The sequence below is a fragment of the Salinicola avicenniae genome (genome assembly GCF_023736115.1).
Classification (GTDB): domain Bacteria; phylum Pseudomonadota; class Gammaproteobacteria; order Pseudomonadales; family Halomonadaceae; genus Salinicola; species Salinicola avicenniae.
Window position 1 is genome coordinate 335,533 of the sequence record NZ_JAKQZC010000004.1, and the last position, 24,444, is coordinate 359,976.

At 65.0% G+C, this 24,444-nt stretch carries 21 protein-coding genes; 12 read left to right on the forward strand and 9 right to left on the reverse strand.

Annotation, left to right across the window (positions count from 1 at the left end; genetic code table 11):
• The first annotated feature begins 13 nt into the window (after positions 1–13).
• Positions 14–775: an SDR family NAD(P)-dependent oxidoreductase gene (locus tag MC381_RS10925; RefSeq protein ID WP_251977786.1), complete on the forward strand. Its 762-nt coding sequence runs from the start codon at positions 14–16 to the stop codon at positions 773–775.
• 97 nt (positions 776–872) lie between these two features.
• Here the strand turns inward: MC381_RS10925 and MC381_RS10930 are convergent, their stop codons facing one another.
• The gene (locus tag MC381_RS10930) at positions 873–3,422 is read right to left on the reverse strand and encodes a membrane-bound PQQ-dependent dehydrogenase, glucose/quinate/shikimate family (protein ID WP_374708171.1); all 2,550 of its coding nucleotides are present in this window, start codon (positions 3,420–3,422) and stop codon (positions 873–875) included.
• A gap of 319 nt (positions 3,423–3,741) precedes the next feature.
• Here MC381_RS10930 and MC381_RS10935 point away from each other — a divergent pair, with 319 nt between their 5' ends.
• The 6 genes from MC381_RS10935 (at position 3,742) to MC381_RS10960 (ending at position 10,169) form a co-directional block, all read left to right on the forward strand.
• Entirely contained in the window at positions 3,742–5,082 is a 1,341-nt protein-coding gene (locus MC381_RS10935) for a porin family protein (protein ID WP_251977788.1), read from the forward strand.
• Positions 5,083–5,430: 348 nt separating this feature from the next.
• Positions 5,431–6,555 carry a branched-chain amino acid ABC transporter substrate-binding protein gene (locus MC381_RS10940; protein WP_251977789.1) on the forward strand — a complete coding sequence of 375 codons (1,125 nt, stop codon included), beginning with the start codon at positions 5,431–5,433 and terminating at the stop codon, positions 6,553–6,555.
• A 123-nt stretch (positions 6,556–6,678) separates the two neighbouring features.
• A complete protein-coding gene (locus MC381_RS10945; protein ID WP_251977790.1) occupies positions 6,679–7,593 on the forward strand; it encodes a branched-chain amino acid ABC transporter permease in 915 nt (304 codons plus the stop codon).
• Position 7,594: 1 nt separating this feature from the next.
• Positions 7,595–8,608: a branched-chain amino acid ABC transporter permease gene (locus tag MC381_RS10950; protein ID WP_251977791.1), complete on the forward strand. Its 1,014-nt coding sequence runs from the start codon at positions 7,595–7,597 to the stop codon at positions 8,606–8,608.
• A gap of 11 nt (positions 8,609–8,619) precedes the next feature.
• On the forward strand, positions 8,620–9,396 hold the full coding sequence (locus MC381_RS10955; RefSeq protein ID WP_251977792.1) for an ABC transporter ATP-binding protein: 777 nt from the start codon (positions 8,620–8,622) through the stop codon (positions 9,394–9,396).
• Entirely contained in the window at positions 9,390–10,169 is a 780-nt protein-coding gene (locus MC381_RS10960; protein ID WP_251977793.1) for an ABC transporter ATP-binding protein, read from the forward strand. The genes MC381_RS10955 and MC381_RS10960 overlap by 7 nt, the downstream gene beginning before the upstream one ends.
• Here the strand turns inward: MC381_RS10960 and MC381_RS10965 are convergent.
• The 4 genes from MC381_RS10965 to MC381_RS10980 all read right to left on the reverse strand — a co-directional run bounded on the left by MC381_RS10965 (position 10,166) and on the right by MC381_RS10980 (position 14,525).
• Positions 10,166–12,229 carry an FUSC family protein gene (locus MC381_RS10965; protein ID WP_251977794.1) on the reverse strand — a complete coding sequence of 688 codons (2,064 nt, stop codon included), beginning with the start codon at positions 12,227–12,229 and terminating at the stop codon, positions 10,166–10,168. The two genes, MC381_RS10960 and MC381_RS10965, sit on opposite strands and share 4 nt — an antisense overlap.
• Before the next feature lie 5 nt (positions 12,230–12,234).
• Positions 12,235–13,260, reverse strand: coding sequence for an efflux RND transporter periplasmic adaptor subunit (locus tag MC381_RS10970; RefSeq protein WP_319022840.1), 1,026 nt, complete (start codon positions 13,258–13,260; stop codon positions 12,235–12,237).
• Complete coding sequence (locus MC381_RS10975) at positions 13,260–13,478, reverse strand: DUF1656 domain-containing protein (RefSeq protein ID WP_251977795.1); 219 nt, start codon at positions 13,476–13,478, stop codon at positions 13,260–13,262. Before MC381_RS10975 ends, MC381_RS10970 begins: the two co-directional genes overlap by 1 nt.
• Before the next feature lie 111 nt (positions 13,479–13,589).
• Positions 13,590–14,525 (reverse strand): LysR family transcriptional regulator, encoded by a 936-nt coding sequence (locus MC381_RS10980; protein WP_251977796.1) that lies wholly within the window; start codon positions 14,523–14,525, stop codon positions 13,590–13,592.
• 231 nt (positions 14,526–14,756) lie between these two features.
• Between MC381_RS10980 and MC381_RS10985 the strand changes: the two genes are divergently transcribed.
• The 5 genes from MC381_RS10985 to MC381_RS11005 all read left to right on the forward strand — a co-directional run bounded on the left by MC381_RS10985 (position 14,757) and on the right by MC381_RS11005 (position 20,809).
• Complete coding sequence (locus tag MC381_RS10985) at positions 14,757–16,724, forward strand: ligand-gated channel protein (protein WP_251977797.1); 1,968 nt, start codon at positions 14,757–14,759, stop codon at positions 16,722–16,724.
• 120 nt (positions 16,725–16,844) lie between these two features.
• Positions 16,845–17,777, forward strand: coding sequence for an ABC transporter substrate-binding protein (locus MC381_RS10990; protein WP_251977798.1), 933 nt, complete (start codon positions 16,845–16,847; stop codon positions 17,775–17,777).
• Between the two features lie 70 nt (positions 17,778–17,847).
• The gene (locus MC381_RS10995) at positions 17,848–18,816 is read left to right on the forward strand and encodes a FecCD family ABC transporter permease (protein ID WP_251978003.1); all 969 of its coding nucleotides are present in this window, start codon (positions 17,848–17,850) and stop codon (positions 18,814–18,816) included.
• 4 nt (positions 18,817–18,820) lie between these two features.
• Positions 18,821–19,927 (forward strand): FecCD family ABC transporter permease, encoded by a 1,107-nt coding sequence (locus tag MC381_RS11000; RefSeq protein ID WP_251977799.1) that lies wholly within the window; start codon positions 18,821–18,823, stop codon positions 19,925–19,927.
• Between the two features lie 66 nt (positions 19,928–19,993).
• On the forward strand, positions 19,994–20,809 hold the full coding sequence (locus MC381_RS11005; RefSeq protein ID WP_251977800.1) for an ABC transporter ATP-binding protein: 816 nt from the start codon (positions 19,994–19,996) through the stop codon (positions 20,807–20,809).
• Positions 20,810–20,825: 16 nt separating this feature from the next.
• Here MC381_RS11005 and MC381_RS18360 read toward each other — a convergent pair whose 3' ends face one another.
• The 4 genes from MC381_RS18360 to MC381_RS11025 all read right to left on the reverse strand — a co-directional run bounded on the left by MC381_RS18360 (position 20,826) and on the right by MC381_RS11025 (position 24,383).
• Complete coding sequence (locus tag MC381_RS18360) at positions 20,826–22,457, reverse strand: GGDEF domain-containing protein (RefSeq protein WP_251977801.1); 1,632 nt, start codon at positions 22,455–22,457, stop codon at positions 20,826–20,828.
• Positions 22,454–22,975, reverse strand: coding sequence for a putative pterin-binding protein (locus MC381_RS11015; RefSeq protein WP_251977802.1), 522 nt, complete (start codon positions 22,973–22,975; stop codon positions 22,454–22,456). Before MC381_RS11015 ends, MC381_RS18360 begins: the two co-directional genes overlap by 4 nt.
• A gap of 83 nt (positions 22,976–23,058) precedes the next feature.
• On the reverse strand, positions 23,059–23,517 hold the full coding sequence (locus MC381_RS11020) for a GNAT family N-acetyltransferase (RefSeq protein ID WP_251977803.1): 459 nt from the start codon (positions 23,515–23,517) through the stop codon (positions 23,059–23,061).
• On the reverse strand, positions 23,514–24,383 hold the full coding sequence (locus MC381_RS11025) for a DMT family transporter (protein WP_251977804.1): 870 nt from the start codon (positions 24,381–24,383) through the stop codon (positions 23,514–23,516). Before MC381_RS11025 ends, MC381_RS11020 begins: the two co-directional genes overlap by 4 nt.
• Positions 24,384–24,444: the final 61 nt, after the last annotated feature.

Sequence of the window (24,444 nt, forward strand, 5' to 3'; positions counted from 1 at the left end):
CGAGGAGAGTCTTGTGAACGACGTTGCTTTTATCACCGGTGCGACTTCCGGGTTCGGCCGTGCGGCTGCCCACCGTTTTGCCGAGGCTGGTTGGTCGCTGGTGCTGTCCGGCCGTCGCGGCGATCGGCTCGAGGCGCTGAAGGCCGAGCTGTCCGACAAGGTGGCCGTGCACACCGTCGTGCTCGATGTGCGTGACGACGAAGCCGTGGCGAAAGCGGTGGCCGAATTGCCCGACGCCTTCAAGCGCGTGCGCACGCTGGTCAACAACGCCGGTCTGGCGCTGGCGCCACAGCCGGCGCAGAAGGTCGAGCTGAAAGACTGGCATACCATGATCGACACCAACGTCACCGGTCTGGTCAACGTCACGCATGCGCTGCTGCCCACACTGATCGAAGTCGGTGAGGGCGCCACGATCATCAACGTCGGCTCCATCGCCGGTCAGTGGCCGTACCCGGGCAGCCACGTCTACGGCGCGTCCAAGTCCTTCGTCAAGCAGTTCAGCTACAACCTGCGCTGCGATCTGCTGGGCACCGGCGTTCGCGTCACCGACCTGGCGCCGGGCATCGCCGAGACCGAGTTCACGCTGGTGCGGACCGGCGGCGACCAGACGGCCTCCGATAACCTATATCGCGGCACCACGGCGTTGACCGCCGAGGATATCGCCGAGCAGATGTTCTACATCGCGACGCTGCCGGCGCACATCAACTTCAACCGTCTAGAAGTGATGCCGACGCGTCAGGCCTGGTCGGCCTTCGCCATCGATCGCGACGACTGAGCCAGCCCTGGCCGTGCCCGTCACGGTACACGGCTTAAAAACGACATCGCCCCGGCCAGCTGGCCGGGGCGATGTCGTTGAGGGGCCGGTCTCCGACTCAGTCGGTGGTCTCTTCCGGCAGGGCGTAGGCAATCACATAGTCGCCGGTCGGTGTCTCCATGAAGTGGTGGCCGGTGGCGACGATCACCACGTATTGGCGTCCATCCGCTTCATAGACCATCGGGTTGGCCTGGCCGCCAGCGGGCAGCGGTGCCTGCCACACGGTTTCGCCGCTCTCAATGTCGATGGCGCGGATCAGGTCGTCGGTGGCTGCGGCAATGAAGATCAGACCACCGGCGGTGACGGCGGAGCCGCCGTTGTTGGGCGTGCCGATGTCGATCGGCAGGCCGGAACGGATGCCCCAGGGCCCGTTGGCGCGCGCGGTACCGAGTGGGCGATCCCACAGCGTATCGCCGCTGGCCAGATCGATGGCGCGGATGTGACCGTACGGCGGCTGCTTGCAGAGCAGCCCGGTGTAGGGCACACGCCAGCCGGCGTTGACGTTGATCGCGTAGGGCGTGTTGGCCTGCGGATCGCCGGCACCTTCGGCGCCGCCGCTATCCTGCTCGAGCTCCTCACGCGGCACCCAGCCACGCTCGTTGGCGACATCGCGCGGCACGAACTCGTTGTAGTTGGGCATGTCGTTGTAGTTGGCGATCATGACGCCGCGTTTGGGATCGATCGCCACGCTGCCCCAGTCGGAGCCGCCGTTGTAGCCAGTGTACTGGACCCATGGCTGCTCGGCGGTCGGCGGCGTGTACATGCCTTCCCAGCTGGCCTGGCGATACTGGATACGGCAGAACAGCTGATCGAAGGGTGTCATGCCCCACATGTCCTTCTCGTCGATATCCGGCTGGCGCAGGGTGGCGTAGTTCGAGAACGGCTGTGTTTCGCTACGCTGCTCCGGTTCGGCCCCTCCCTGCGGCACCGCGCGCTCTTCGGCGCCGCCGCCCAAGAGCTCGCCGGTTTCGCGATTGAAGACGTAGATCTCGCCCTGCTTGGTCGGCATCACTAGCGCCGGTACCTTGCCGTCTCCGGTGGGGAAGTCGATCAGCGTCGGCTGCGAGCCCGGGTCGTAGTCCCAGACGTCCTTGTGCGCGGTCTGGAAGTGCCACTTTGGCAAGCCGGTTTCGACATCGAGCGCGATCATCGAGCTGGCCCACTCGTTCTCTTCCGGCGTGCGCGAGCTGCTCCAGTAATCCGCCGCGCTGTTGGCCATCGGCAGGTAGACGAGCCCCAGCTTGCTGTCGCCGGCGGCGGTCGTCCACATGTTGGGCGAGCCGCGAACATAGGTCTCGTCGCCGGTCAGTGGCTCGCTGCGATCCGGACGGCCGGCATCCCAGGCCCACAGCAGTTCGCCGGTTTCGACGTCGTAGCCCTTGATCACGCCGGAAGGCGGATAGCGACGCTGGCCATCGAGTACCTGGTGGCCAGTCACCAGCACGCCACGTACCACGACAGGGGCGGAGTTGATGGAGACGTAGCCCGGCGGCGTCTCGCCCATGTTGCGCTTGATATCGACCTGGCCATTGTCGCCGAAGCCGGTGCAGGGCTCGCCGGTCATGGCATCGACCTCGACCAGGCGGCCGTCGAGCGTCCCGGAGATGATGCGCGCCTGGCAGTTCTGATCGCGGTTGGTGGCAACGTCGGTCGCCTCGGCAGCTGAAGTATCGTTCTGCTGATCGTTGCTCTCGGTCGTGTCGCTGTTGGCGACCTCCATGCTGGCGTCGTCGGCCGAGGAGGCGTCGCCGTCGTCGGCGGTTTCCGGTACCTCGTAGTAGGTCACGCCGCGGCAGGCCGCGGTGTAGGGAACCGCGTCTTCGGAGACCTGCGGGTCGTAGCGCCAGTTCTCTTCGCCGGTGGCGGCATCCAGAGAGATCAGGATATTGCGTGATGTGCAGAGGAAGACGTTATCGCCGATCTTGAGCGGCGTGGTCTCCGCGCCCCAGCGGTGATCGAGCAGGTCGCCGGTGCGGTATTGCCAAGCCACTTCCAGGTTCTCGACGTTATCCGGTGTGATCTGCTCGATCGGCGAGTAACGCGTGGCCGCCGAATCACGCCCGTAGGCGCTCCAGTCGCCGTCAGCCGGGACGTCGGCCGGTTGCGCATCGCCGACGTCGGTCGACAGCGAACGGTCGGCGACCGCGGGCACCGGATCGAACTGCTGGTAGCCGCGTCCCGGCAGGAAGGCCAGCGCGCCTGCAACCACCAGGCCGAGGAAAAGGACACCGGCAGTGGCGAATCCGGCCTTGCGCGAGGGGCCTCCGGCGAGCGCCGGTGAGACCAGCGCGACCAGAATCGCAAGGATCAACATGACATCGAGACGCGGGATCCAGCGCCAGTAATTGAGCCCTGACTCCCAGGCGCTCCACAGGAAGGTGCCGATAAAGACGATGGCGAAAATCCACAGTCCGGAAGGCTTGCCGCGCAGTAATTGAATGCCGGACAGCAGTGTCAAAACGCCGGCGATCAGGTAGTACCAGGAGCCGCCAAGCACGGCTAGATAGACGCCGCCGGCTGCCAGTATCAGGCCAATCAGCGTGAGTAGGATGCCGACAATCCTGGCCAGCAGTTGCCCGCCGCCGCCGGCGGATAAAGATGAGGCCACCGTATTCTCTCCCTTGAATATCGATCTTTTTGGCATGGCGCCAACGGCGTCGCGATGGCGCAGGGTTGTGCGACAAGGTGTCGCATATCTTCATGGTAGACCCAGACAAGGCGTTAGGCGAGGCATTGGCGCCAATCTGTCAGCGTCCTGCAGGTACGCTGACAGGGGCATGCGGTCAACGTTTGTCGATATACCTTTATTGAAAGAGGGTTTAATAGGGTTTTGGTCTTTGTTACGGTGTAAAAGCGACGCCATCGACGAGGAAAATTATCGAGATTGAGCCAAACGCCTTCAAATTCGTAAGCAAGGGAACAATAACGTGAATTCCTATAAAATCTTCAAGTCCTTGGGTATCACCTTGGGCTTATTGACTTGTGCGCCGGGGGCATTTGCCCAGTCGACGCAGGACAGTGAAACCATCCAGCGACGTCTGGATGCATTGCAGCAGGAAGTCCAGCAGCTGCGTCAGCAGCTCGCCGATCAGCAGACGACTCAACAGGCCTCGACTGCGGAAACTCGCGAAATGGCCGAGGAAAATCGCTCGTTACTGGATGAAGTCGGTACGCCGCAGTTCAGTGGTCTGGTCGAACTGGGTTATACCTTCAACGACTGGAACGAGGCTGACAAGGACACCACGGGGGATGTCGATTTCGGCAAGTTCATCCTCGGCATGTCCGGCGGCGAGGGGGACCTCTCCTACTCCTTCCAGTACCGCTTCTATGATGGCTATGACTTTCTGCACCATGCTTGGGCGGCCTATCAATTCGGCGACAACGATAGCGTCAAGCTGGGGCTTTTCCAGACGCCGTTCGGCAACATGGATTACGGATATCTCAGCTTTTACGGCACGCTGCCCTATCTGGCAGGCTTCAATGACAACCAGAACGCCGGGATCTCGTGGGAGCACAGCCAGGGCGCCTGGGATACCTCGCTGGCCTTTTTCAAGAGCGATCAGCTGGGCGATTCCAACGATCATTATGGGGCCAACGCTGTCGGCATGACTGGCACCGCTACCTATGATGCCAATGGCGACTTGATCGATCGTGGTAACCAGGGCAATACCGAAGAGAACCAGCTTGCGGCCCGTATCGCCTATACCTTCAATGACGGGACCGACTACACTACCGAGGTGAACCTGTCGGCCAAGGGCGGTCAACTCTACAACAACCAGACCAACGACAGCGGCGATAGCTGGGCCGTGGCTGCCGGCCTGAACGGCAACTACGGCAACTGGACGACCCTGCTGCAGGCGACCACCTACGAGTTCAATGCCGAGAACCCTGACGAATCGGTCTCCGGCATCTCCGACAATGCGGTGGAAGTCGGCTCGTTCGGTTTCAACTTCCTGATTCCGGCCGAAGCGCAGATGTACTCGGCGAGTCTCGGTTACAGCATGGATGTGAATTGGGGTGCCGTCGATAACCTCTTCTTCTATAACGACTTCAGCTATATCGATCCGACCGATGATTATTCGGCAATCAACGGTGGCTTCGGCGATATGGATGATCCGATGCTCAACGATCTGGGTGTGAAGGTCACGGCCGGCCGCTACTACGCCTGGTTCGATGTCATCACGTCCAAGAATGCGCTGAACTACATCGGGCCGGTCGACGACAACTGGCATACCAGCTTCCAGAGTCATTTCGGCATCACCTACTGATCGCTCGCTCGATGGCCTTCGTCGCAACGCCCCGCTCGGACTTTCCGGCGGGGTGTTTTCGTTCCGGGAGATGGCTGAAGACCCGCGCTGGCGGCCTGTCCGGGGTTGCGCAGGAGATTCCAGCGACGAACGTTGGGCCGTTCGGTCGCGTTTAAACAGCGCTGATTGCAGGGCCGTTGTCGGCAAATAGTTGTCGTATATTTTATACAAAAGGCATAGTGTCGAAATGTAACATCGCATGGCAGGATGACCTGTCGCCGAGTGTGACAGGTCGACCCGGAAGGGCGCAGCGCCCGTCCCCTTTGCAGTTCGAACAATCACAAATGCGCTGAAGGGAGAAGTTGCTGTATGAGTCAATTCCGCAATCTCATTGTCTCCACCGCCTTGCTTGGCCTCTCGGTCAGTTCGCTGGCGATGGCCCAGGAGCCCCCCATCACGCTGGGCGTGCAGGTGCCGACCACCGGGTCGGAAGCCACCTACGGCCAGGACATGTTCAACGCCATGCAGCTGGCCGCCGAGGAGATCAACGCCGCCGCGGGCGGCCTGCTGGACGGGCGTCAGATCGAGTTGGTGACCGGTGATTCGGCCTGCGATCCGCAGCAGTCGGTCAACGCCGCCAGTCGGCTGGCCTCGCGCGAGGTGGTTGGCGTGGTCGGCGGCTACTGTTCGGGCGCGACGCAGCCGACGCTCAAGACCTACGGCGACGCCAACATTCCTTTCGTGATCGTGGCGGCCAACTCGACCCAGTTGATTCCCGCTAACCCCGGCAACGCGGTGATGATCAACTCTACCGGTGACGATCAGGCCAAGACGGCGCTCGACTTCTTCGAGGGCAAGGGCATCGAGAGCCTGGCGATCGTCAATCAGGGGGATGCCTACTCACAGGATCTGGCCAACTTGACGCGCGACGCCTGGACCGAAGCCGGACACGAGGTTGCCGCGTTCGAGTACGTCAACAAGGGTGAGCAGGATTTCTCCGCGCTGGTCAACAAGATCCGCGGTTCCGGCGCCGATGCGGTGTTCTGGACCGCCTACTATGCCGACGGCGGCCTGCTGGTTCGTCAGCTGCGTCAGCGCGGCTTCCAAGGCACGATTGCCGTGGGCGACGGCTCCAATTCACCGAAACTCTTCGATATTGCCGGCCAGGCCGCCGAAGGCGTCTTTGCCTTCTCCAACCCTACGGCCGATTTCCTGCCGGCCGCCGAACAGTTCATCGCCGACTACGAAGCCGAGTTCGATAGCGCGCCGGGCCCCTACGCGCCGCTCGCCTACGATGGCCTGCAGCTGATGGCCTGGGCGATCGGCAAAGCCGGTTCGACCGACGCCGACGCCATCATCGAGGCGCTCAACAGCGCCGACGGCCAGGAGTGGTTGGCGGGCCCGATCTCCTTCACGCCGCAGCATACGCTGGCGCGCAGCAACTTCGTCGTGCTCGAGGGGCAGGGCGGCCGGTGGACGCGCTACGCGCCCTAGGCGCGTGGCAGCCTCGTCGGGGCAGAAGCCCCGGTTCGACATCGGAATTCGCGGGCGGTATGCGGCGACAGGCCGTGGCCGCTCGCTCCGATGGCCGCTCAAGCTGTCCAGAGATGCTCACTCATGACCTGGTATGACTCCCTGCTGCAGCAGCTCGTCGACGGGCTGGTGCTGGGCGCCTTCTATGCCCTGGTGGCCCTTGGCTACACCATGGTGTTTGGTGTCATCAAGCTGCTCAACTTCGCCCACGGCGATCTCTACATGACCGGCGCCTTCGCCGGGTTCGGTGGCCTCTCGCTGGTCTCCGGCGTCCTCGGCGCCGGCTGGCTCGGCATCTTCGTCGCCATGCTGCTGGCGATGCTGGCGGTGGGCTGTCTCGGTGTGGTGATCGAGCGCGTCGCCTACCATCCGATGCTGGGCGCGCCCAGGCTCTCGATCCTGATCACCGCACTGGCGGTCTCACTGGTGCTACAGAACGCTGCGCTCTCGTTGACCGGCGGCCAGTACACCGCGTTCCGGACGGATCTCGGCTTCGGCGGGCTCAATCTCGGCAACCTGTTCCTTTCCTACAACCAGATCGTGCTGGTGGCCACGGCTGGCGTGCTGATGATCGCGCTGGAGCTGTTCGTCTCGCGGACCGCTTACGGTCGCGCCATGCGCGCGGTGGCGATCGACAAGGAGATGTGCCGGATGCTCGGCATCAATGTCTCCGCGGTGATCGCCGTGACCTTCTTCATCGGCTCGGGCCTGGCGGCGGCGGCCGGCACCATGGCCGGCGCCTATTACGGCAGCATCTGGTACTTCATGGGCTTTCTGATCGGGCTGAAGGCCTTTACCGCGGCGGTGATCGGCGGTATCGGCAGCATCACCGGCGCGATGCTCGGCGGGTTGATTCTCGGTCTGCTGGAGTCCTTCGGTACGCATATCCCGTTCATCGGCAGTGAATGGAAGGATGTCTTCACCTTCTCGATCCTGATCCTGGTGCTGGTACTCAAGCCCACCGGTCTGCTGGGCAAATCCGAAGTGGAGAGGATGTGACATGAGCGACTCATCGAACCCACGCCCCTCGCCCCCAAGATCTTCCTCTCAACGCGAACCGGAAGCGCGGCGGCCATGGCAGCGCCTGATCATCGCTTTCGAGTCGCCCGGGCCGCGGCGCGCGCTGCAGGCCACTATCGTACTGCTGCTTATCGTGATGCCGTGGATCTCCAGTCAGTACACCACCGTCATTCTGACCAACGCGCTGCTCTACGTCGTGCTCTGTCTGGGGCTCAATATCGTGGTTGGCTACGCGGGGCTGCTCGATCTCGGCTACGCCGCGTTCTTCGCCGTCGGTGCCTATACCGTCGGTATCCTGACCCAGCAGTTCGGGGTCAATTTCTGGGTCGCGATTCCGTTCGCGCTGGTCGCGGCGGCGATCGCCGGGATCATCATCGGCGGTCCGACGCTGCGCCTGCGCAGTGACTATCTGGCGATCGTCACCCTCGGCTTTGGCGAGATCGTGCGCTTCACCGCGCGCAACCTGGAGATCACCGGGGGCGCCAGCGGGCTGTCGCATATTCCGGAGCCGTCGCTGTTCGGCTGGCGGATCGATAGCGCGATCGACTTCTACTACGTCTTCGTGGTGCTGGCGATTCTGGCCTATGTCGCCAGCCAGCGGTTGTTCGATTCGCGGCTGGGGCGCGCCTGGCTCTACGTGCGTCATGACGAGGATGCCGCCGAGGCGATGGGGATTAACCGGGTCCGGATCAAGCTGGCGGCCTACGTCATCGGCGCGATCTTCGGCGCCATCGGCGGCATCTTCTTCTCGGTCAACCTGGGCGCTATCTCTCCGGAGAGTTTTAGTTTCCAGCAGTCGGTACTGATTCTGCTCGCCGTGGTGCTGGGCGGCATGGGCAAGATTCCCGGCGTGATTCTCGGTGCCTTCATCGTGGTACTGGGCCCGGAGCTGCTGCGCGAATTCGATACGCTCAGGTTGCTGATCTTCGCCGTCCTGCTACTCGCGATCATGCTGTTTCGGCCGAGCGGGATCTGGCCGGAAAAACGCGCCTGAGGAGATCCACCATGCTGCTACGACTCCAACAGGTCGCCCTGAGCTTCGCCGGCAACACCGTCCTGCACGATGTCGACTTCGGCGTCGAGCCCGGTCGCATTCAGAGCTTGATCGGGCCCAATGGTGCGGGCAAGACCTCGATGTTCAACGTCATCACCGGCTTCTATCGCCCGCAGCGCGGCGACATCACCTTCGATGGCGAGCGCCTGGTCCGCCAGGAGCCGCATCGCGTCACGCAGATGGGCATTGCGCGCACCTTCCAGAACGTTCGTCTGTTCCGCGAGATGTCGGTGCTCGAGAACGTGATGGCCGGGCAGCACTGTCGCTCCCGTGCGGGGGCGCTGTCGGCGATTCTGCGGCTGCCGAGCCAGCGCGCCGAGGAGCAACGGATTCTCGAGACGAGTCTTGCCTGTCTCGATTTCGTCGGCCTGCTCGAGCACCGGGACCGGCTGGCGACCAACCTCGCCTACGGGCATCAGCGGCGGGTGGAAATCGCCCGGGCACTGGCGACCGAGCCGCGACTGCTGCTGCTCGACGAGCCGGCGGCGGGGCTCAACAGCGGCGAGAAGCAGTCGCTGATCGGATTGATCCGACGGATCCGCGACGAGCGTGGCGTTTCCGTGCTGCTGATCGAGCATGACATGAGTCTGGTCATGAACGTGTCCGAACGGATCAGCGTGCTGGATCACGGCAGACTGATCGCCGAGGGCGCGCCGCAAGCGGTGCAGAACTACCCGCGGGTGATCGAAGCCTATCTGGGGCAGGACGACGAGGAGCTGACATGGTGAAGGACGCGAGGCCACCGACGGTGGCGGAGACGGCCACCGAGCGCCCCGGGCGAGTCCGTCTACGGCTGCGCGAAATCGAGGCCTTCTATGGCCAGATCCAGGCGCTGCGCGGGATTTCGCTGGACGTGCACGAGGGCGAGATCGTCACCGTGCTCGGCAGTAATGGCGCCGGCAAGTCGACAACGCTGAAGACAATCTCGGGGCTGGTACGGGCCCGGCAGGGCGAGGTCGAGCTGGAGGGAGAGTCGATCACCCGGCTCGCGGCGCACGAGATCGCGCGTCGGGGCGTGGTGCACGTGCCCGAGGGGCGGCGCATCCTGCGCGGGCTGACGGTGCAGGAGAATCTCGAACTGGGCGCCTTTACGGTCAAGGACCCGGCGCTGCGCCGGCAGCGACTGGAGGACGTCTACGCACGCTTTCCCATCCTGCACGAGCGCCGCCATCAGGACGGCTCGCTGCTCTCCGGGGGGCAGCAGCAGATGCTGGCGATGGGGCGGGCGCTGATGCATGGCCCCAGCGTCATGCTGCTCGACGAACCCTCGATGGGACTGGCGCCGAAGCTGGTCACCGAGATCATGCGCATCGTCAAGCAGCTCAACGAGGCGGGAACGACGATTCTGCTGGTGGAGCAGAACGCCCGGCTGGCGCTGCGTCTGGCGGACTATGCCTACGTGATCGAGAACGGCGAGATTCGCCTGCACGGTGCCGCCGCAACGCTGCGCGAGGACGCCTCGATCATCAAGGCGTATCTCGGCCTGGGCGAAGAGAGCTAGTTGCCTACCGGTTCGGGGCGGTGATCCGGCTTGATATGAGGGCGCTCGGCCATGATGCGGCCGAGGCGTTCCAGTGCCAGTGTCAGGCGCTCGATCAACCCCTCCAGCAGGACGCGCCGGTCGGCAGGCACATTGCCGTGATCGGCGATCGCGGCTTCGAGCTTGTGACCGGCCTCGCGGATGCCCGTCGGCTGATGGCCGTTGGCGCTTGCCTCGAACCCCTTGGCCAGTGCACTTAGCAGCTGGCGATGCGCGCGTCGAACCAGTGGATGGGGGGCGTCGTCGAGACGCGCACGCAGGCGTAGGACGGCACTGCCGACATCGAGCCCGGTCAGTCCGAGAATGAACAGGTGACGCTGGTCCTGCGGCAGCATGTCGTCGTGCTGGGCCAGTTGCAGCATGCGATCCGCCATGTGGCCGCTGAAACGGCTCTCCGCGTCGCTCACCGAACGCCGCGGGAGATGATGGATATCTCTCGAGATGGCGCGAATCAGCCGTCGCCGCCGCAGGCGCGTGCCGAGCCCCGGCAGCAGCCGGAATCCCATCACCACGCAGCTCAGGCCGATGATCACGGCGACCGCCCGGTTGGCAAAACTGTCGAACGAGAAATCCATGTCGTTGCCGGGCATCGTCAGCAGGATGTTGAAGATGGTGAAAGCCAGGCAGTAGCCCATGGTCGCGGGATTGGTCGCGCCCATGAGGCCGAGAAACAGTGGTGTGCCGAAGAGCATGGCCAGCATCGGAAAGCTATTGGCTTGGGAGAGCAGGACGTGGCCGAACAGAAAGGCGCTGGGAATCGCCGCTAGCATACCCTTGTAGAACATCATGGTGATCGCCACCGGATTGTCGCGGCTGGCGAAGAACGATGAGAACAAGGTGCCCAGCAGCAGCGCGATCATGGCGCTGTTCCAGGCAGTCAGAATCCAGAATATTGCCAGGCTGCCGAACACCAGCCCCGAGCGAAGGGCATTGATGCCGGCGGCCAGGTGATCGCGATGCCAGGCGAGCGAAGTCGAACGCAGGTTGTAGCGCCCGGGTGAGGCGATCGCCTCGCGCGCGTCGAGCATCACCATGGCGTGACCGATCGCTTCGCGCAGACCAAGCCGTATCCGCCGGTCGAGCGGGGCCATGCCCGCTTCATCGCTTTCGTGAACCAGATGGCGCAGTGACTGCAGCTCCTTGCGCGCCTTGGGCACCCCCTTGACGTGCTCCGCCTCGCGAAACCCCTGCGCCACGCGCTGCGAGACGTCGAGACTGCGCGAGGAGAGCCGATCGGCGTGGTCGTGCATCAACTGGTGAAGCGCTTGCAGCGTGGCCAGGAAACGCAGGGTGCGCCGGGTCAGCACGTGGGTGGCGCGTACGCGCCCGGGCCCTTCGGGGCCCTCGAAACGTGCCGCCTGGCTATCGGTCTCGAGCGTCGTCAGGGGGCCGAGGCTGCCGCGCAGGGCCTTCTGCATGGCGGGTATGTCGTCGCTGGCCTCCAGTCGCAGGGCGGCGTTCTCGAATGCTTCGTTGACCACGTTGTCCGCCTGGGTCGCCAGGTGTCGGCCGACGTGGGTTGGCCAGAGCAGCGAGCTGACGAGCGTGGCGCAGATCGCGCCGAGACCCAGTTCCGACAGGCGGGCGATCGCGATATCGAAGATGCCGCCGGGCGAGCTGCCATTGGAGATCACCACGATCAGCATGGCGGTGACAGCGGCCATCAGACAGCCGTAGGTGTAGTTGTTGCGCCACAGCGAGCCGACGTAGGTGCACAGCATGATCCACGCGGTCAGCGTGATCAGCGCCGGTACCCGCGCCTGGGCGAACAGCGCCATGATGATGATGCCGGCCAGCGCGCCGGTCAGCGTGCCGCCAATCTGGCAGATCCCCTTTTCGATCACCATGCCGCTCATTGGGCGGACCTGCAGGAACGCTGCCGAGATCAGCGCCCAATAGGGGCGATCCAGGTCGAACCAGAGCGCCAGATAGAGCGCGATCATCATCGCCAGCGTGGTCTTGATAGCGAACTTGACCGCTGTTGCGCTCGGCGTCAGATAGGTCTCGATCAGCGGCGGCATGGCGATTACGGTGACGTGGCCGGGGTGGCGTCGCCATTGTCGGCGTTGCCAGCCGTGTCACCGGACTGGGCGTGCTGTGTCGGCAGCCGGTCAGCCTCGCCATTCGCCGGCGAGGCCGTGGTCGCTTGCGAGGGGGGCCGTTCGACGCGCGTGGCCTCGTCTTTTCCGGTGTCGGCACTCGCGTCGACGCGCACCGTCGCGGTCATGCCGGCGCTGAGCAGGGTGTCGTCGGGCACGTCGTCGAGCGTGATGCGCACCGGGATGCGCTGCGCCAGCCTGACCCAGTTGAAGGTCGGCTGCACCTGCGGCAGCAGCTGATTGTTGAGACTGGTGTTGGTGTCGGCGATACCGCGACCGATGCCGGCCACATGGCCGCGCAGGTGAGTGTCGCCGTTCATGAGGATGACGTCGACGGGCGCGCCGACCTCGATCGACGACATCTTGGTCTCCTCGAAATACCCCATCACGTAATACGAGTCCGACTGCACCAGCGCCATGACCGGATTGCCCTGGTTGACGTAGTTGCCGGCCGCCAGCTGCAGGTTGAGCACGTGGCCATTGATCGGAGCGACGACCCGCGTGCGCTCGAGATCGAGTCGGGCCGCCGCCAGATCGGCCTGCGCCTGCTTGAGATCCGCCGCCGCCACCTTGCTGTTGATCTGCGCGATCTGACGGTCCTCTTCGCTGATCGAACGATTGCTCAACTGATTGCGCCGACGGGCCTCGGTCTGGCGCAGCTGCAGCGTGGCCTCGCGGTTTTCCACGGTGGCCTCGGCCTGTTCCAGTGCCGCCTGATAGCGCGCGTCGTCGATCTCGAACAGCACATCTCCCTGGCGAACCCGGTCGGTGTCGTTGACGTTGAGCGCACTGACCCAGCCGGAGACATCCGGCGCGATGGTGACCACCTCGGCGCGGACGCGGGCGTCGCGTGTCCAGGGTGTATACAGATAGTAGTTCCACAGCCATAGGCCGGCCGCCACGGCAATGGCGACGACGACGAGGGTCAGCAGGATTCGGAGCGAATGGCGCATCAGGAACTCTCGAGCAGTACGGTCAGCAGAAAGGTGATACCGGCGGTGAAGAGCACGAACAGGGAGATATCGAACCAGGCTTCATACCACAGGGCACGCTGGCCGATCAGCCAGTGCAGCAAGGTCCGCGTCACGACGGTGGCGACGAAGCCGAGGATGGCATAGAGCAGCAATGGGCTGACGAGAATCCCGCCAACGGCAATTTCCTGAAGACCCATACCGTCCCTGTGGGTAGTCATTGGAGTCGAAGAGGCGGCTGATACTAGCACGCGCCCGAAAGGCTGTCAGACAGCGCCGGCGGGCGGCGTGTGCCTCCCGCTTCGGCAAGTCTAGCTGGAAACGGCGAGTTCGGGCGCGGGCGTGATCGCGGATTTCCACGCCTCGGGTACGGCGTGCCGCAGTTGCTCGAGTAGCGCCACGATCTTGCGTGGCTGATGGCCGTAAGGGTAGAGCAGCATGATGGGCTGGGCCGGGGCCTGCCAGTCGGCGAGACAAGGGACCAGCGACCCCGGGTGATGGCGCAGGCGTGTCTGCGCCATCCAGTGCGGCATCAGACCGAGCCCCTGACCGCGGGCGATGGCATCGGCATGCAGCACCATCTGGTCGACCTGCAGTCGAGAGGTCGAGACCGGTAGCGGGTGCTCGCCGTAGTCGGGATGGTGAAGCATCACCCCTCTCTCGGCGTCGCCGAGGCGATCGATCCAGCGATAGTGGCGCAGATCGCGCGGGTGGTGGGGCGTGCCATGGCGCTTCAGGTGCTCGGGGCTGGCATAGATGCCATAGGTGAGCCAGCCAAGGCGCTCCTGGCGCAGGCCGCATTCACCGACCTCACCCAACCAGACATGAACGGCACTCGCATCCGGGGCGACCGGCGGCGCCGGCAAGTTGCGCAGGGTGATTCGTGCCTGCGGATGTCGGGCCAGAAAATCTTCCGCTTGCCGCGCCATCCAGCCGCGGGCGAGCGCCGAATGCACGGCGATGATCACCTGGCCGCTCACTTCGGCGCGCAGGTCGTCCAGCGCCAGATGGCTGCGTTCGGCAACGCGCAACATTTCCTGGGCGTAGTCCAGAAACAGGCTACCCGCTTCGGTTGGCAGCAGCCGGTTGGCCTGACGCCGCAGCAGCGGCTGACCCAGCTGTGTCTCGAGATGGGCGATACGCCGGCTCAGGGTCGACTTGGCTACACCCAGGCGTCGTGCGCTTAGGGTCAGGCTGCCACTGCGCATGACCTCGGTGAAGGTCGCCAGGGCTTCGAGATCGTACATGCGTTGCCGCTCCTCAAGAAGCATCGGTCCATTCGGCGTGGTCTGCGTTAGGCGACCGCGCCGAATGGCCGTGACGGGCTGGAATCGATTTGGCGTTGCGCATCGCGCAACGCGCTGTCTCGCAACGTTACCAGAAGAATATGGAAGAATCTAAATGATAAATATTCGTATTAAATTTCTCGGCCGTGAGAAATCGCCCCGTTCGAGGGCTTGTTCTACAAGGGAACCTCCATGACGTTGTCAACGCCAATCCGCCTTTCCTCTCTGGCGCTCGCGGTGGCTGGCGCCGCCGGCTTTGCCGCACCTGGCCAGGCCGATGAGTCGCTCGACCCGATGGTCGTCACCGCCGCCGGCTATGCTCAGCAAGTCGCCAGCGCGCCGGCCTCGATCAGCGTGGTCTCGCGCGAGCAGTTGGAAGATCATCAGTATCGCGATGTCACCGATGCGTTGCGCACCGTTCCGGGCGTCATCGTGACCGGTGGCGGGGCGGGATCCAGCGGCGCCGACATCAGCATTCGCGGTATGCCGGCCCAGTACACGCTGATTCTGGTCGACGGCCGTCGCCAGTCGACTCGCGAGACGCGGCCCAACGGCAGCGCAGGCTTCGAGCAGGACTGGTTGCCGCCGCTCCAGGCGATCGAGCGGATCGAGGTGATTCGCGGGCCGATGTCGACACTCTACGGCTCCGATGCCATTGGCGGTGTCATCAATATCATCACGCGCAAGGTGGCCGATGCGTGGCACGGCAACCTGCAGGTCGATGCCACGATTCAGGAAGACAGCGATTCCGGCAATGAACAGCAGACTCAGTTTTACGTCTCCGGCCCGCTCAAGGAGGGCCTCCTCGGCCTGCAGGTAAATGGCCGCTATTCGACGCGGGAAGAAGACCACATCATCGATGGCTACGAGGAGAAGGAGCTGCGCAACGGCACGGCGCGCCTGTCGCTGACCCCGAGCGAGAATCACGACTTCACCTTCGAGGCCGGGCGCACCGAGCAGGAGCGTCAGTCCCGCGTGGGCGTTTCGGCTTCCGAGACCGGCTGCCGCGGGCCGTGCGAAAGCTCCGACAACGATTTCAGCCGTGAGCATTTTGCTGTCACGCATACCGGACGCTGGGGTATCGGTACCAGCGACTCCTACATCCAGCGCGAGACAGCAGAGAACAAGTCCCGCGACATGGAGATCACCAATACGGTGGCCGATTCGCGCCTGGTGATGCCGTTCGCCGCGCATATCCTGACCGTCGGCGCCAACTACGAGAAGCAGGAGCTGGACGACGGCAGCAGCAACGATCTCGATACCGGCGTCGACAGCGTCGAGGTCTATCAGTGGGCGCTATTCCTCGAGGACGAGTGGTTCCTGACCGACGATTTCTCGCTGACCGGCGGCGTGCGCATGGATGACAACGAGAACTTCGGCACCCACTACAGCCCACGCCTCTACGGTGTCTGGAGCATGACGCCGAACTGGACGCTCAAGGGTGGGGTTTCCTCCGGCTATCGCTCGCCCGCACTGCGCGAGATCACGCCGGGCTGGGGCCAGGTCAGCCGCGGCGGCAATATCTACGGCAACCCGGATCTCGAACCCGAGACCTCGCTCAACCATGAGCTGGGGCTGGTCTACAGCGGCGACGACGGCATGAGCGCCAGCGCCACGCTGTTCTACAACGAGTTCGAGGACAAGATCACCCGCGTCGGCTGCCCGATCGATGTTTGCACCGACGGGGCCAACAATTTTGGCGCTGATCCGACCTATCGCATCAACGTCGACGAGGCGGTGACCCAGGGCGTCGAGCTGTCGCTGGCCATGCCACTCACCGACACGCTGTCGCTCAACTCCAGCTACACCTTTACCGACTCCGAACAGAAGTCCGGCGAGTACGAGGGCAAGCCGCTGACCAAGCTGCCGCGGCATCTGGCGACCGCGACGCTTGACTGGGATCCCAGCGGCCGCCTCAGTGGCTGGTCGCGCGTCACCTATCGCGGCGAAGAGAGCGAGCCGACCGGCGGGCGCTCTGCGAGTTCGCTCAAGGCGCCGTCCTACACCTTCGTCGATGCCGGCGGCAGCTGGGAAATCGCGCCCCAGGCCAGTTTCCTGTTCGGTGTCTACAACCTCTTCGACAAGGAAGTGGACTACGACGACTACGGCCTGACCGAAGACGGTCGCCGCTATTGGGTCGGCATCAACCTCGAGTTCTGAGACGCCCCGATTACCGCGTCGATGCTGCCGACTAGGTGTCATCGACATCAACCGCACTACTGACCATCAATCCGGCGCCGTGCAGAGGCGGTGCCATCTCGACGGAAAAGGGAAATTGTCATGCAGTTGCGTTCTCTACGCCCTGGTATTTCACGATTCGGCGCGGCGCTGATGCTGTTCGCGCTGAGCGGCGTGCTCACGACCGCCCAAGCGCGCACGCTGGACACCGCCTATGGCGAGGTCGAGATCGACGGTCAGCCGACACGGGTGGTCACGCTTTACGAAGGGGCACTGGATACCGCGCTGACCGCTGGCGTCACGCCGCTCGGTGCGGTCGCGACGCGCGGCGGTGAAGGCGTCGCCGCCTATCTGGGCGATGCGGCGGCGGGCATCGATATCGTCGGTACCGCCCGCGAGACCAACATGGAAGCGGTTGTCGCCCTGCGTCCGGATCTGATTCTCGCCTCGTCGCGCCTGTCGCAGGCACAGTACGAGCTGCTTTCACGCCTGGCGCCGACCATCGTGCCGACGACCGAGGGGTTCGAGCCGGATGCCTGGAGGGACGAAGCACGCCTGTTCGCCAGTGCGCTGGGACGGGAAGCCCCGGTAGACAAGGCGCTTGAGGAGATTGATAATCGTTCACACTCTCTCGCCGCACGCCAGCCGCGGACGGCGCCCGAAGTGACGCTGGCGCGCTGGATGCCGAACGGGCCGATGGTGATGTCCACGCGGCTGTTCGCCACCGGCATGCTGGCCGCCGCCGGTTTCACGGTCGAGGATGGCGGCGTGGTCAACGAGGGCCGGCCGCACAGCGATCCGCTAAGCCTCGAGAACCTGGCGCGCATCGACAGCGACTGGCTGTTCCTCGCCACGCTCAACGACGAGGGCGACGCGGCGCTGGACGCCGCCCGGCAATCGCCTGCCTTCGCGCGCCTCGACGTCGTCCAGCGTGATCGGGTCGTTCCCGTGGATGGTCAGCTATGGACCAGCGCCTCGGGGCCGATCGCGGCTTCCCGCGTGCTCGATGATATCGAAGCCGCCATGGCGCAATGATTCGGACTGACAATGACTGATTCCCGTGGCTGACCTGGCTGCCCCGCAACGATACCCGCTGCCCCGGCTGATGCTGGGGCTGCTGCTTTGTCTCGCGCTTATGACGTTGGCGAGTCTGCTTTTCGGCGCTGGCGATGTCGGGCCTGCTGCCGCCTGGTCGGTGCTGACCGGAACCGGTGGCGAGGAGGCACGATTTGTCGTCGAATCACTGCGTGCGCCGCGCACGGCGGTCGGTATCGGTGTCGGCATGGCACTGGGCGTTGCCGGCGCCCTGATTCAGGCGGCGGCGCGCAACCCGCTGGCCGAACCGGGGCTACTCGGCGTCAGCGCCGGTAGTGCCCTGGCGGTGGCCATCGCGCTGGTGCTGGGCGCCAGCGCCGCCACGCTGCGCGTCTCGGTAGCGCAGCTGGGGGCGCTGGCTGGTTGTCTCTTCGTGCTGGCGGTGGCTCGACTCAACGGTGTCGGCGGCGATCCGGTGCGGCTGGTGCTTGCCGGTGCCGTGCTTTCCGGCCTGCTGGGCGCGCTGACGTCGCTGATTCTGCTGGTCGACCAGCGCTCGGCCGACGAAATTCGCTTCTGGATCGTCGGCAGCCTGGCCGGACGCCGTCTCGATGACCTGCAGTCGATGCTGCCGAGTCTGGCGGCGGCCGGCGCGCTGACCCTGGCCGTGGCGCGACCGCTGGCCGCGCTGGCGCTGGGAGAACGGGTCGCGGTCGGGCTCGGCCATCGGCCGCGGCTGGTCCGGTTGCTGACGGTCGTGGCCGTGGCGCTGCTGGTCGGTGCGGCGACCGCCGTTGCGGGGCCAATCGCCTTCGTCGGTCTGGTGGTGCCGTTCGCAGCGAGGGCGTTGGCCGGGCCGGATATTCGCCGTTCACTGTGGCTGGCGTTGCCGCTGGGGCCGATCCTGGTACTGGGCGCGGACGTGCTGTCGCGACTGTTGGTGGCGCCCTCGGAGATGCCGCTCGGGGTTATCACGGCACTGGTCGGCGCGCCGGTGCTGATTGCGGTCGTCCGCGCACATCGGCTGCCAGCGGTGTAATGTCATGAAGACTCGAATGCTCTCTCTGCCTCAGTGGCGCGCTCGACGCGCCGACGCCGTGCCGGCACCCCAGGGCACCTGGCGGCTGGCGGCGCGTATCAGCGGTCGCGATCTCTCCCTGCTGGTCGACCGTCGGGCGGCGCTGGCCAACCTCGGCCTGTGCCTGGCACTCGCCGTTGTGGCGCTGCTCTCGCTGTGTCTCGGCAGTCTACCGCTAGATCCGCGCACGGCGCTCAATGGGCTGCTCGGCCAGGGCGATGTCATGGACGTCTTCGTGGTCCAGGCGCTGCGGCTGCCGCGCCTGGCCGCGGGGCTTGCCACCGGCGCGGCATTCGCGCTGGCCGGCTGCCTGATGCAGACGCTGGCGCGCAACCGCCTGGCGACGCCTGGCATCGTTGGCATCGACAACGGGGCCACGGCTTTCGCGGTCGCCTCGGTGATCGGTGTCGGTACCAGTCTCGCGCCGCCACCGATGGCGCTGGTCGGTGCGGCGACCGCGACCGCCGTGACCTTCGCGCTAGCCAGCGATATCGGCACCCGCGGTTATCGTTTCATCGTTGCCGGCATCGGCGTAGGTGCTGTCTTCGGTGCGCTGACGCAACTGATGATGGCGCGAGTGGCGATCGATGCCGCTAATGCGGCCTATCCCTGGACCGTGGGCAGCCTCAACACGCGCGACGCGTCAGCGGTACTTTGGCTCTCGGCGGGTCTGCTGGTGGCCTTTGTCGGGGCGGCCGGGTTATCTCGGGCGATGACGGTGTTGCGTTTCTCCGATGCGGTGGCGCGCGGGCTTGGCTATCGCGTCAAGGCGTGCCGTTATCTGGCGCTGGCGATTGCCGTTGGCCTGACCGGGTTGGCGGTGGCCGTGGCGGGGCCGGTCGGGCTGGTGGCGCTGATCGGACCGGAGATCGCACGCCAGCTGTCGTCGCCGCGAGGCGTGCCCCTGACGGCGTCGGTGCTTGCGGGCGCTCTGGTGATGACCGCCGCGGATCTGACCGGGCGCCTGCTGCTGGCGCCGATCGAGGTGCCGGTGGGCATCGTCACGGCGATTGTCGGCGCACCCTTTCTACTCTGGATCCTGCTGCGTCCCTCGTCGAGGTTTGTTTCATGAGCGTCCTGTTGTGAGTGTCCTGTTGTGAGTGTCCTGTTGTGAGTGTCCTGTCATGAGTTTCACGGTATGAATGCCCCCTTAGAATCGGCGGCGCCGCTCGCGGCCAGCCAGCTCTCCCTGAGTTACGGCCACGGGCGCACGCGTCGCCGGGTGATCGAGGCGCTTGACCTGACGCTCCCGGCTGGGCAGGTGACGGCCATCGTCGGGCCCAACGGCTGCGGCAAGTCGACCCTGCTGGCGAGCCTGTCGCGGTTGCACGCGCCGGATGCCGGCGCGGTACTGCTCGACGGGCGTGATATCCAGCGCCTGCCGGCCCGGGAGATGGCTCGCCGCCTGGCGCTGCTGCCGCAGGAGACACAGGCGCCGGAAGGGCTGACGGTGGCCGAGCTGATCCGCTTCGGGCGTCAGCCGCATCAGGGCCTGTTCCAGCAGTGGTCGGCGGAGGACAAGCGGATTGTCGATGCCGCACTGACCGCCGCGGATCTTCACGCCTTGGCGGATCGCCCGCTGGATGCCATGTCCGGCGGCCAGCGCCAGCGTGCCTGGATTGCCATGGCGATTGCCCAGCAGACGCCGTTACTGCTGCTCGATGAGCCCACTTCCGCGCTCGATCTGGGGCATCAGCTCGAGGTCTTCGAGCTGATCCGGGCGCAGGCTGCCGCGGGCAAGACGCTGGCCATGGTGGTCCATGACCTGGTCAGCGCCTGCCGCTATGCCGACCATCTGGTGGCGATGCTCGACGGCCGCATCATCGCCGCCGGGCCGCCGCGCGAGATCGTCAGCGAGGCGCTGGTGGGCGAACTCTACGGTATCGCTTGCACGTTGATCGAGGACCCAGCGACCGGTAGCCCGGTGCTGACCAACCTGCGGCCGCTGCGTTAAGCGGTTCGTCGATCGCCTAGGGTGACGCGATATCGTCGCTTTCGGCAGGCGCCGCGCGATGTAGCGGGCGGTTTCGAGGTATCGGCATCGTCTCGATACAGCAGCGATTGCGTCCTTCGTGCTTGGCGCGATAGAGCGCCCGGTCGGCGCGCGTCGCCAGTTGTCTCAGACTTTCTCCCCACACATGCTGGGTAACGCCGATGCTGATGGTGATCGTCAGCGGTGTGTGCTCGAGCTCGACGATGGGGGAGTCGGCCATAGCCGCTCGCAGTCGCTCGCCAACGATGGCTGCCCTGTCCAACGCCGTCTCCGGCAAGACGACCGCGAACTCCTCGCCGCCGATACGTCCAGCAAGAGACGCATCGCGCAGCGTGTCGCGCAGCCGTTCGGCCATGGCGCGGAGCACCTGGTCGCCGACGGGATGCCCCCATTTGTCGTTGATGTTCTTGAAGTGGTCGATGTCGATCAGCAGCAGGCTCAGTGGCGTATGGCGCTTGGCGTGCATCTGGCGGATCGTCGCCCTTAGCAGTGCGCGCCGGTTACAGAGGCCGGTCAGGGCATCGGTCGAGGCGAGCGTCTGCAGCTTCTGTTCCATCTGCTTGCGCCGGGTGATGTCCAGGCTCCAGATCAGCCACGCGGATTGTGCGTTGACCTGTAGTGGCCGGGCGCTGATCAGGGCCCAGTAGGGTGCGGCGGGTGCCAGCCTGGCTTCGATCTGATGCAGTGCTTCGCCGGCGTCGAGTCGCGATACGAGCTGCCGGTAGTCTTCCGGGGTGACGAACAGCGCCTCGAGCTGGAAATCTTCGAGGCGAGTGGCATGGGCGCACGCCAGCAGCCTGTCGCTGGCATAAAACACCCGCCGTTGGTCGGCGCTGATCAAGGCCGCCTCGCTGGGTGTCGATTCCAGGATCGTGCGCAGCAGCGTCTCGCGTTCATGCAGCAGTTGGGTGCGGCGCTGGACCCGGCGTTCGAGCGAGCCATTGAGCGCTTGCAGGGCATCCGCGAGTCGCCGTGAGCGGCGCTGGCTACTCAGGATCTTGAGCGCGAGGACCAGGCACCCCGTGGCCAGCAGGACCAGCATCCCGGTGAGCCAGTGAAAAGTCCGTTGTAGCGATTGCCGCTCATGGTCGAGCTTGGCGGCAACGGCGATGTTAGAGACCACGATCACATCGTGCGCGGGGCGCAGCTCGTCGGGAAGCGTGCGCAGCATCTCCTGCGCTACCACGCGTGCCGCGCCTTCCTTCTGCCAGTCGAGTGCTGCCATCCAGCGCTCGCTGCGCCGGTCGAGGCGTTCGATGGTAGCGGCGATTTCGGGTCGCGGCTCCGGCAGGTAGTCGAAGACCCGCGTATGACGGAACGGATCGAGCGTATTGCGCATGACGCCCAGTGTCAGGATCAGTCGGGCGGCATCGGCTTCGCCGGCTTCGACTCCCCGGGCGGTCGTCTCGAGGCGCTGCAGCTGGTTGTAGAGCTGATATGCCTGCCAGACCTCGGTGTGCAGGCCGGGGGCCGCGTACTCGTCGCTTTTCTTGGAGATCAGCGCTAGCCCCGCCAGGGCAGCCACAATCAGCGCGGCGGCGAGGGCGATCAGGGCAATGATCGGCCAGCGACGATGAGTGGCCGCGCTCGACGGCGGGGAGCCACTCACGGCAGCCGGAGCTCGCTCAGTTGCCACACGGTGCGGCTGTAGTAGGTTCGCTCGTGGAGCTCGGGGTGGCTGGCGTAGGGGTACATCAGGACCAATGGGCCGTAGGCATCCACGGCCAGATAGTGTCCGTTACGACGGTAGGCTACGATCGGGTCGTAGCGCTCGAGGTCCTGACGTGGGATCACGTCGCTGTAATCATCCAGGCCGACCGCGAGCAGGCGCGCCGGAGGCGGTATCGGCAGCGTAGCCATCAGGCGGGCTAGCGAAACGCCGTACCAGCTTGCCTCGGGGTTATGCGTGTCGGGGATCGAGCCATGGACCTCTCTGCCCGGCAGTGCCTCGAGCGCCTCGAGCGTCAGCGTCTCGCGCGTATTGCCAGCGGCATCGACGATCCGCAGCAGCGGCATATCGGTCGGATAGGGCGGTTCATCGGCATCGGCGAGCGCCGAGACGGCGAAAAGCCCCGAAAGGACGAGCAACAGGAGGTACCGGAGGCCTCGGAAGAGAAGTCGTGGCATGAGAGCTGTCTCGATATTTTTAGCCTTATCGGCAGCGGTGCCGGTTTTCTGGATCTTTGGCCGACATCCGATGAGATGGTCTATCAGGCATTGTCGTCACTGCCCAGCACGCGTGAGAAACGTACGATCTCGGTATTGCGATTGGCCCAGCCCAGATGCTGCCAGAAACGGTGAGCCGCGTGGTTGTCGGCCAGCGTATCCAGATGCACTTTTTCGATGCCAATGTCGTAGAGCGCGTTCAGCGAGCGCTCGACCAGGGTCCGCGCCAGCCCCTGCCCGCGATAGGCCGGATCGACCATGACGTGCTGGAGGTAGCCGCGGCGGCCATCGTGGCCGGCCATGGCACAGCCGACGATCTCGGCGCTATCCGGCAGGCCGGCAACGAAACTCAAGTCGGGGTTGCGCTCGAGATAGCGCCGCGTGGCCTCGAAGCCGTCGGCCGTGCGCAGGACCACGCCAGGCGTACGCTGCATCATAACGATAAAGGCCGGGTGGTCATCGAGGGTCATCGGTCGGATATGAGGGATCGCGGGGGCGGTCATGCACGGGATTCCTGGATGCGGGGGCGGCGAAAGCGAATATTGATCACGGCCAGGCCGGCAATCACCATGAGCCCGCCGAGTATCTTGGCCAGCCCGAGCGGATCATCGAGCAGCCAGACGCCGAGTATGACAGCAAATACCGGCATCAGCAGCGTCAGCGGCACCACGCGGCTGACCGGGTGTTTCTGCAGCAGCCAGTACCACATGCCGTAGGCGGCGATCGATGACATCAGCGCGGTGTAGACGACTGCGCCCCACCCGGTCCAGCTCGCCTGGGCGAGCGCCTGCCACTGGTTGTCCTCGAGCAACGCGCTGCCGAGCGCCACCAGCGGAATCGCGAACAGCGACAGCCAGCCGGTCATGGTCAGCGGGGGAATGGGCGGTGCCAGCTTGATGATCATGGTCGAGGCGGCCCAGAAGAAGGCGCTGGCCAGCAACAGGGCGGTGCTGGCCGGGGGCGGCAGCGAGGGCCCTCCGGCCAGCACCACCACACCGCCGAACGCGAGCGCCAATCCGGTCAGGCGGCGGACGCCGAGTTTCTCCTTGAGAAAGATCGCCGCGAGCAGCGTGGCGAATGGCGTCCCCATTTGTACCAGCAGCGCGCCAGTGCCGGCTTCCGCTTCCTTCAGGCCCAGAAACAGCAGCGGAAAGTGCAGGCCGCCGAAGGTCACCGACAGCAGCAGAATCCAGGGCAACTGGCCGCGGGTCAGGCGCGTGAACGGCACGATCAGCAGCGCGACCAGCGCGAAGCGCAGCGTCGTGACCAATAGCGGCGGGAGGTCCTCGATGCCGACCTTGATCACGATGATGTTGAACGCCCAGATGGCAATGACGCCAAGGCCGATCAGCAGGTGCTTGAGAGGCAAGTTGTCGCTCCGTCTCGTGAAAAGGAGGCGGCGGCCCTTTCTCGAGCGCGCCGCGCTGGCA

Bases quoted from the DNA above. Each gene is read 5' to 3' on its own strand.
- MC381_RS10940 (WP_251977789.1), top strand. From the start codon at position 5,431: ATGAGTCAATTCCGCAATCTCATTGTCTCCACCGCCTTGCTTGGCCTC.
- MC381_RS10945 (WP_251977790.1), top strand. From the start codon at position 6,679: ATGACCTGGTATGACTCCCTGCTGCAGCAGCTCGTCGACGGGCTGGTG.
- MC381_RS10950 (WP_251977791.1), top strand. From the start codon at position 7,595: ATGAGCGACTCATCGAACCCACGCCCCTCGCCCCCAAGATCTTCCTCT.
- MC381_RS10955 (WP_251977792.1), top strand. From the start codon at position 8,620: ATGCTGCTACGACTCCAACAGGTCGCCCTGAGCTTCGCCGGCAACACC.
- MC381_RS10960 (WP_251977793.1), top strand. From the start codon at position 9,390: ATGGTGAAGGACGCGAGGCCACCGACGGTGGCGGAGACGGCCACCGAG.
- MC381_RS10965 (WP_251977794.1), bottom strand. From the start codon at position 12,229: ATGCCGCCGCTGATCGAGACCTATCTGACGCCGAGCGCAACAGCGGTC.
- MC381_RS10970 (WP_319022840.1), bottom strand. From the start codon at position 13,260: ATGCGCCATTCGCTCCGAATCCTGCTGACCCTCGTCGTCGTCGCCATT.
- MC381_RS10975 (WP_251977795.1), bottom strand. From the start codon at position 13,478: ATGGGTCTTCAGGAAATTGCCGTTGGCGGGATTCTCGTCAGCCCATTG.
- MC381_RS10980 (WP_251977796.1), bottom strand. From the start codon at position 14,525: ATGTACGATCTCGAAGCCCTGGCGACCTTCACCGAGGTCATGCGCAGT.
- MC381_RS10985 (WP_251977797.1), top strand. From the start codon at position 14,757: ATGACGTTGTCAACGCCAATCCGCCTTTCCTCTCTGGCGCTCGCGGTG.
- MC381_RS10990 (WP_251977798.1), top strand. From the start codon at position 16,845: ATGCAGTTGCGTTCTCTACGCCCTGGTATTTCACGATTCGGCGCGGCG.
- MC381_RS10995 (WP_251978003.1), top strand. From the start codon at position 17,848: ATGCTGGGGCTGCTGCTTTGTCTCGCGCTTATGACGTTGGCGAGTCTG.
- MC381_RS11000 (WP_251977799.1), top strand. From the start codon at position 18,821: ATGAAGACTCGAATGCTCTCTCTGCCTCAGTGGCGCGCTCGACGCGCC.
- MC381_RS11005 (WP_251977800.1), top strand. From the start codon at position 19,994: ATGAATGCCCCCTTAGAATCGGCGGCGCCGCTCGCGGCCAGCCAGCTC.
- MC381_RS11015 (WP_251977802.1), bottom strand. From the start codon at position 22,975: ATGCCACGACTTCTCTTCCGAGGCCTCCGGTACCTCCTGTTGCTCGTC.
- MC381_RS11020 (WP_251977803.1), bottom strand. From the start codon at position 23,517: ATGACCGCCCCCGCGATCCCTCATATCCGACCGATGACCCTCGATGAC.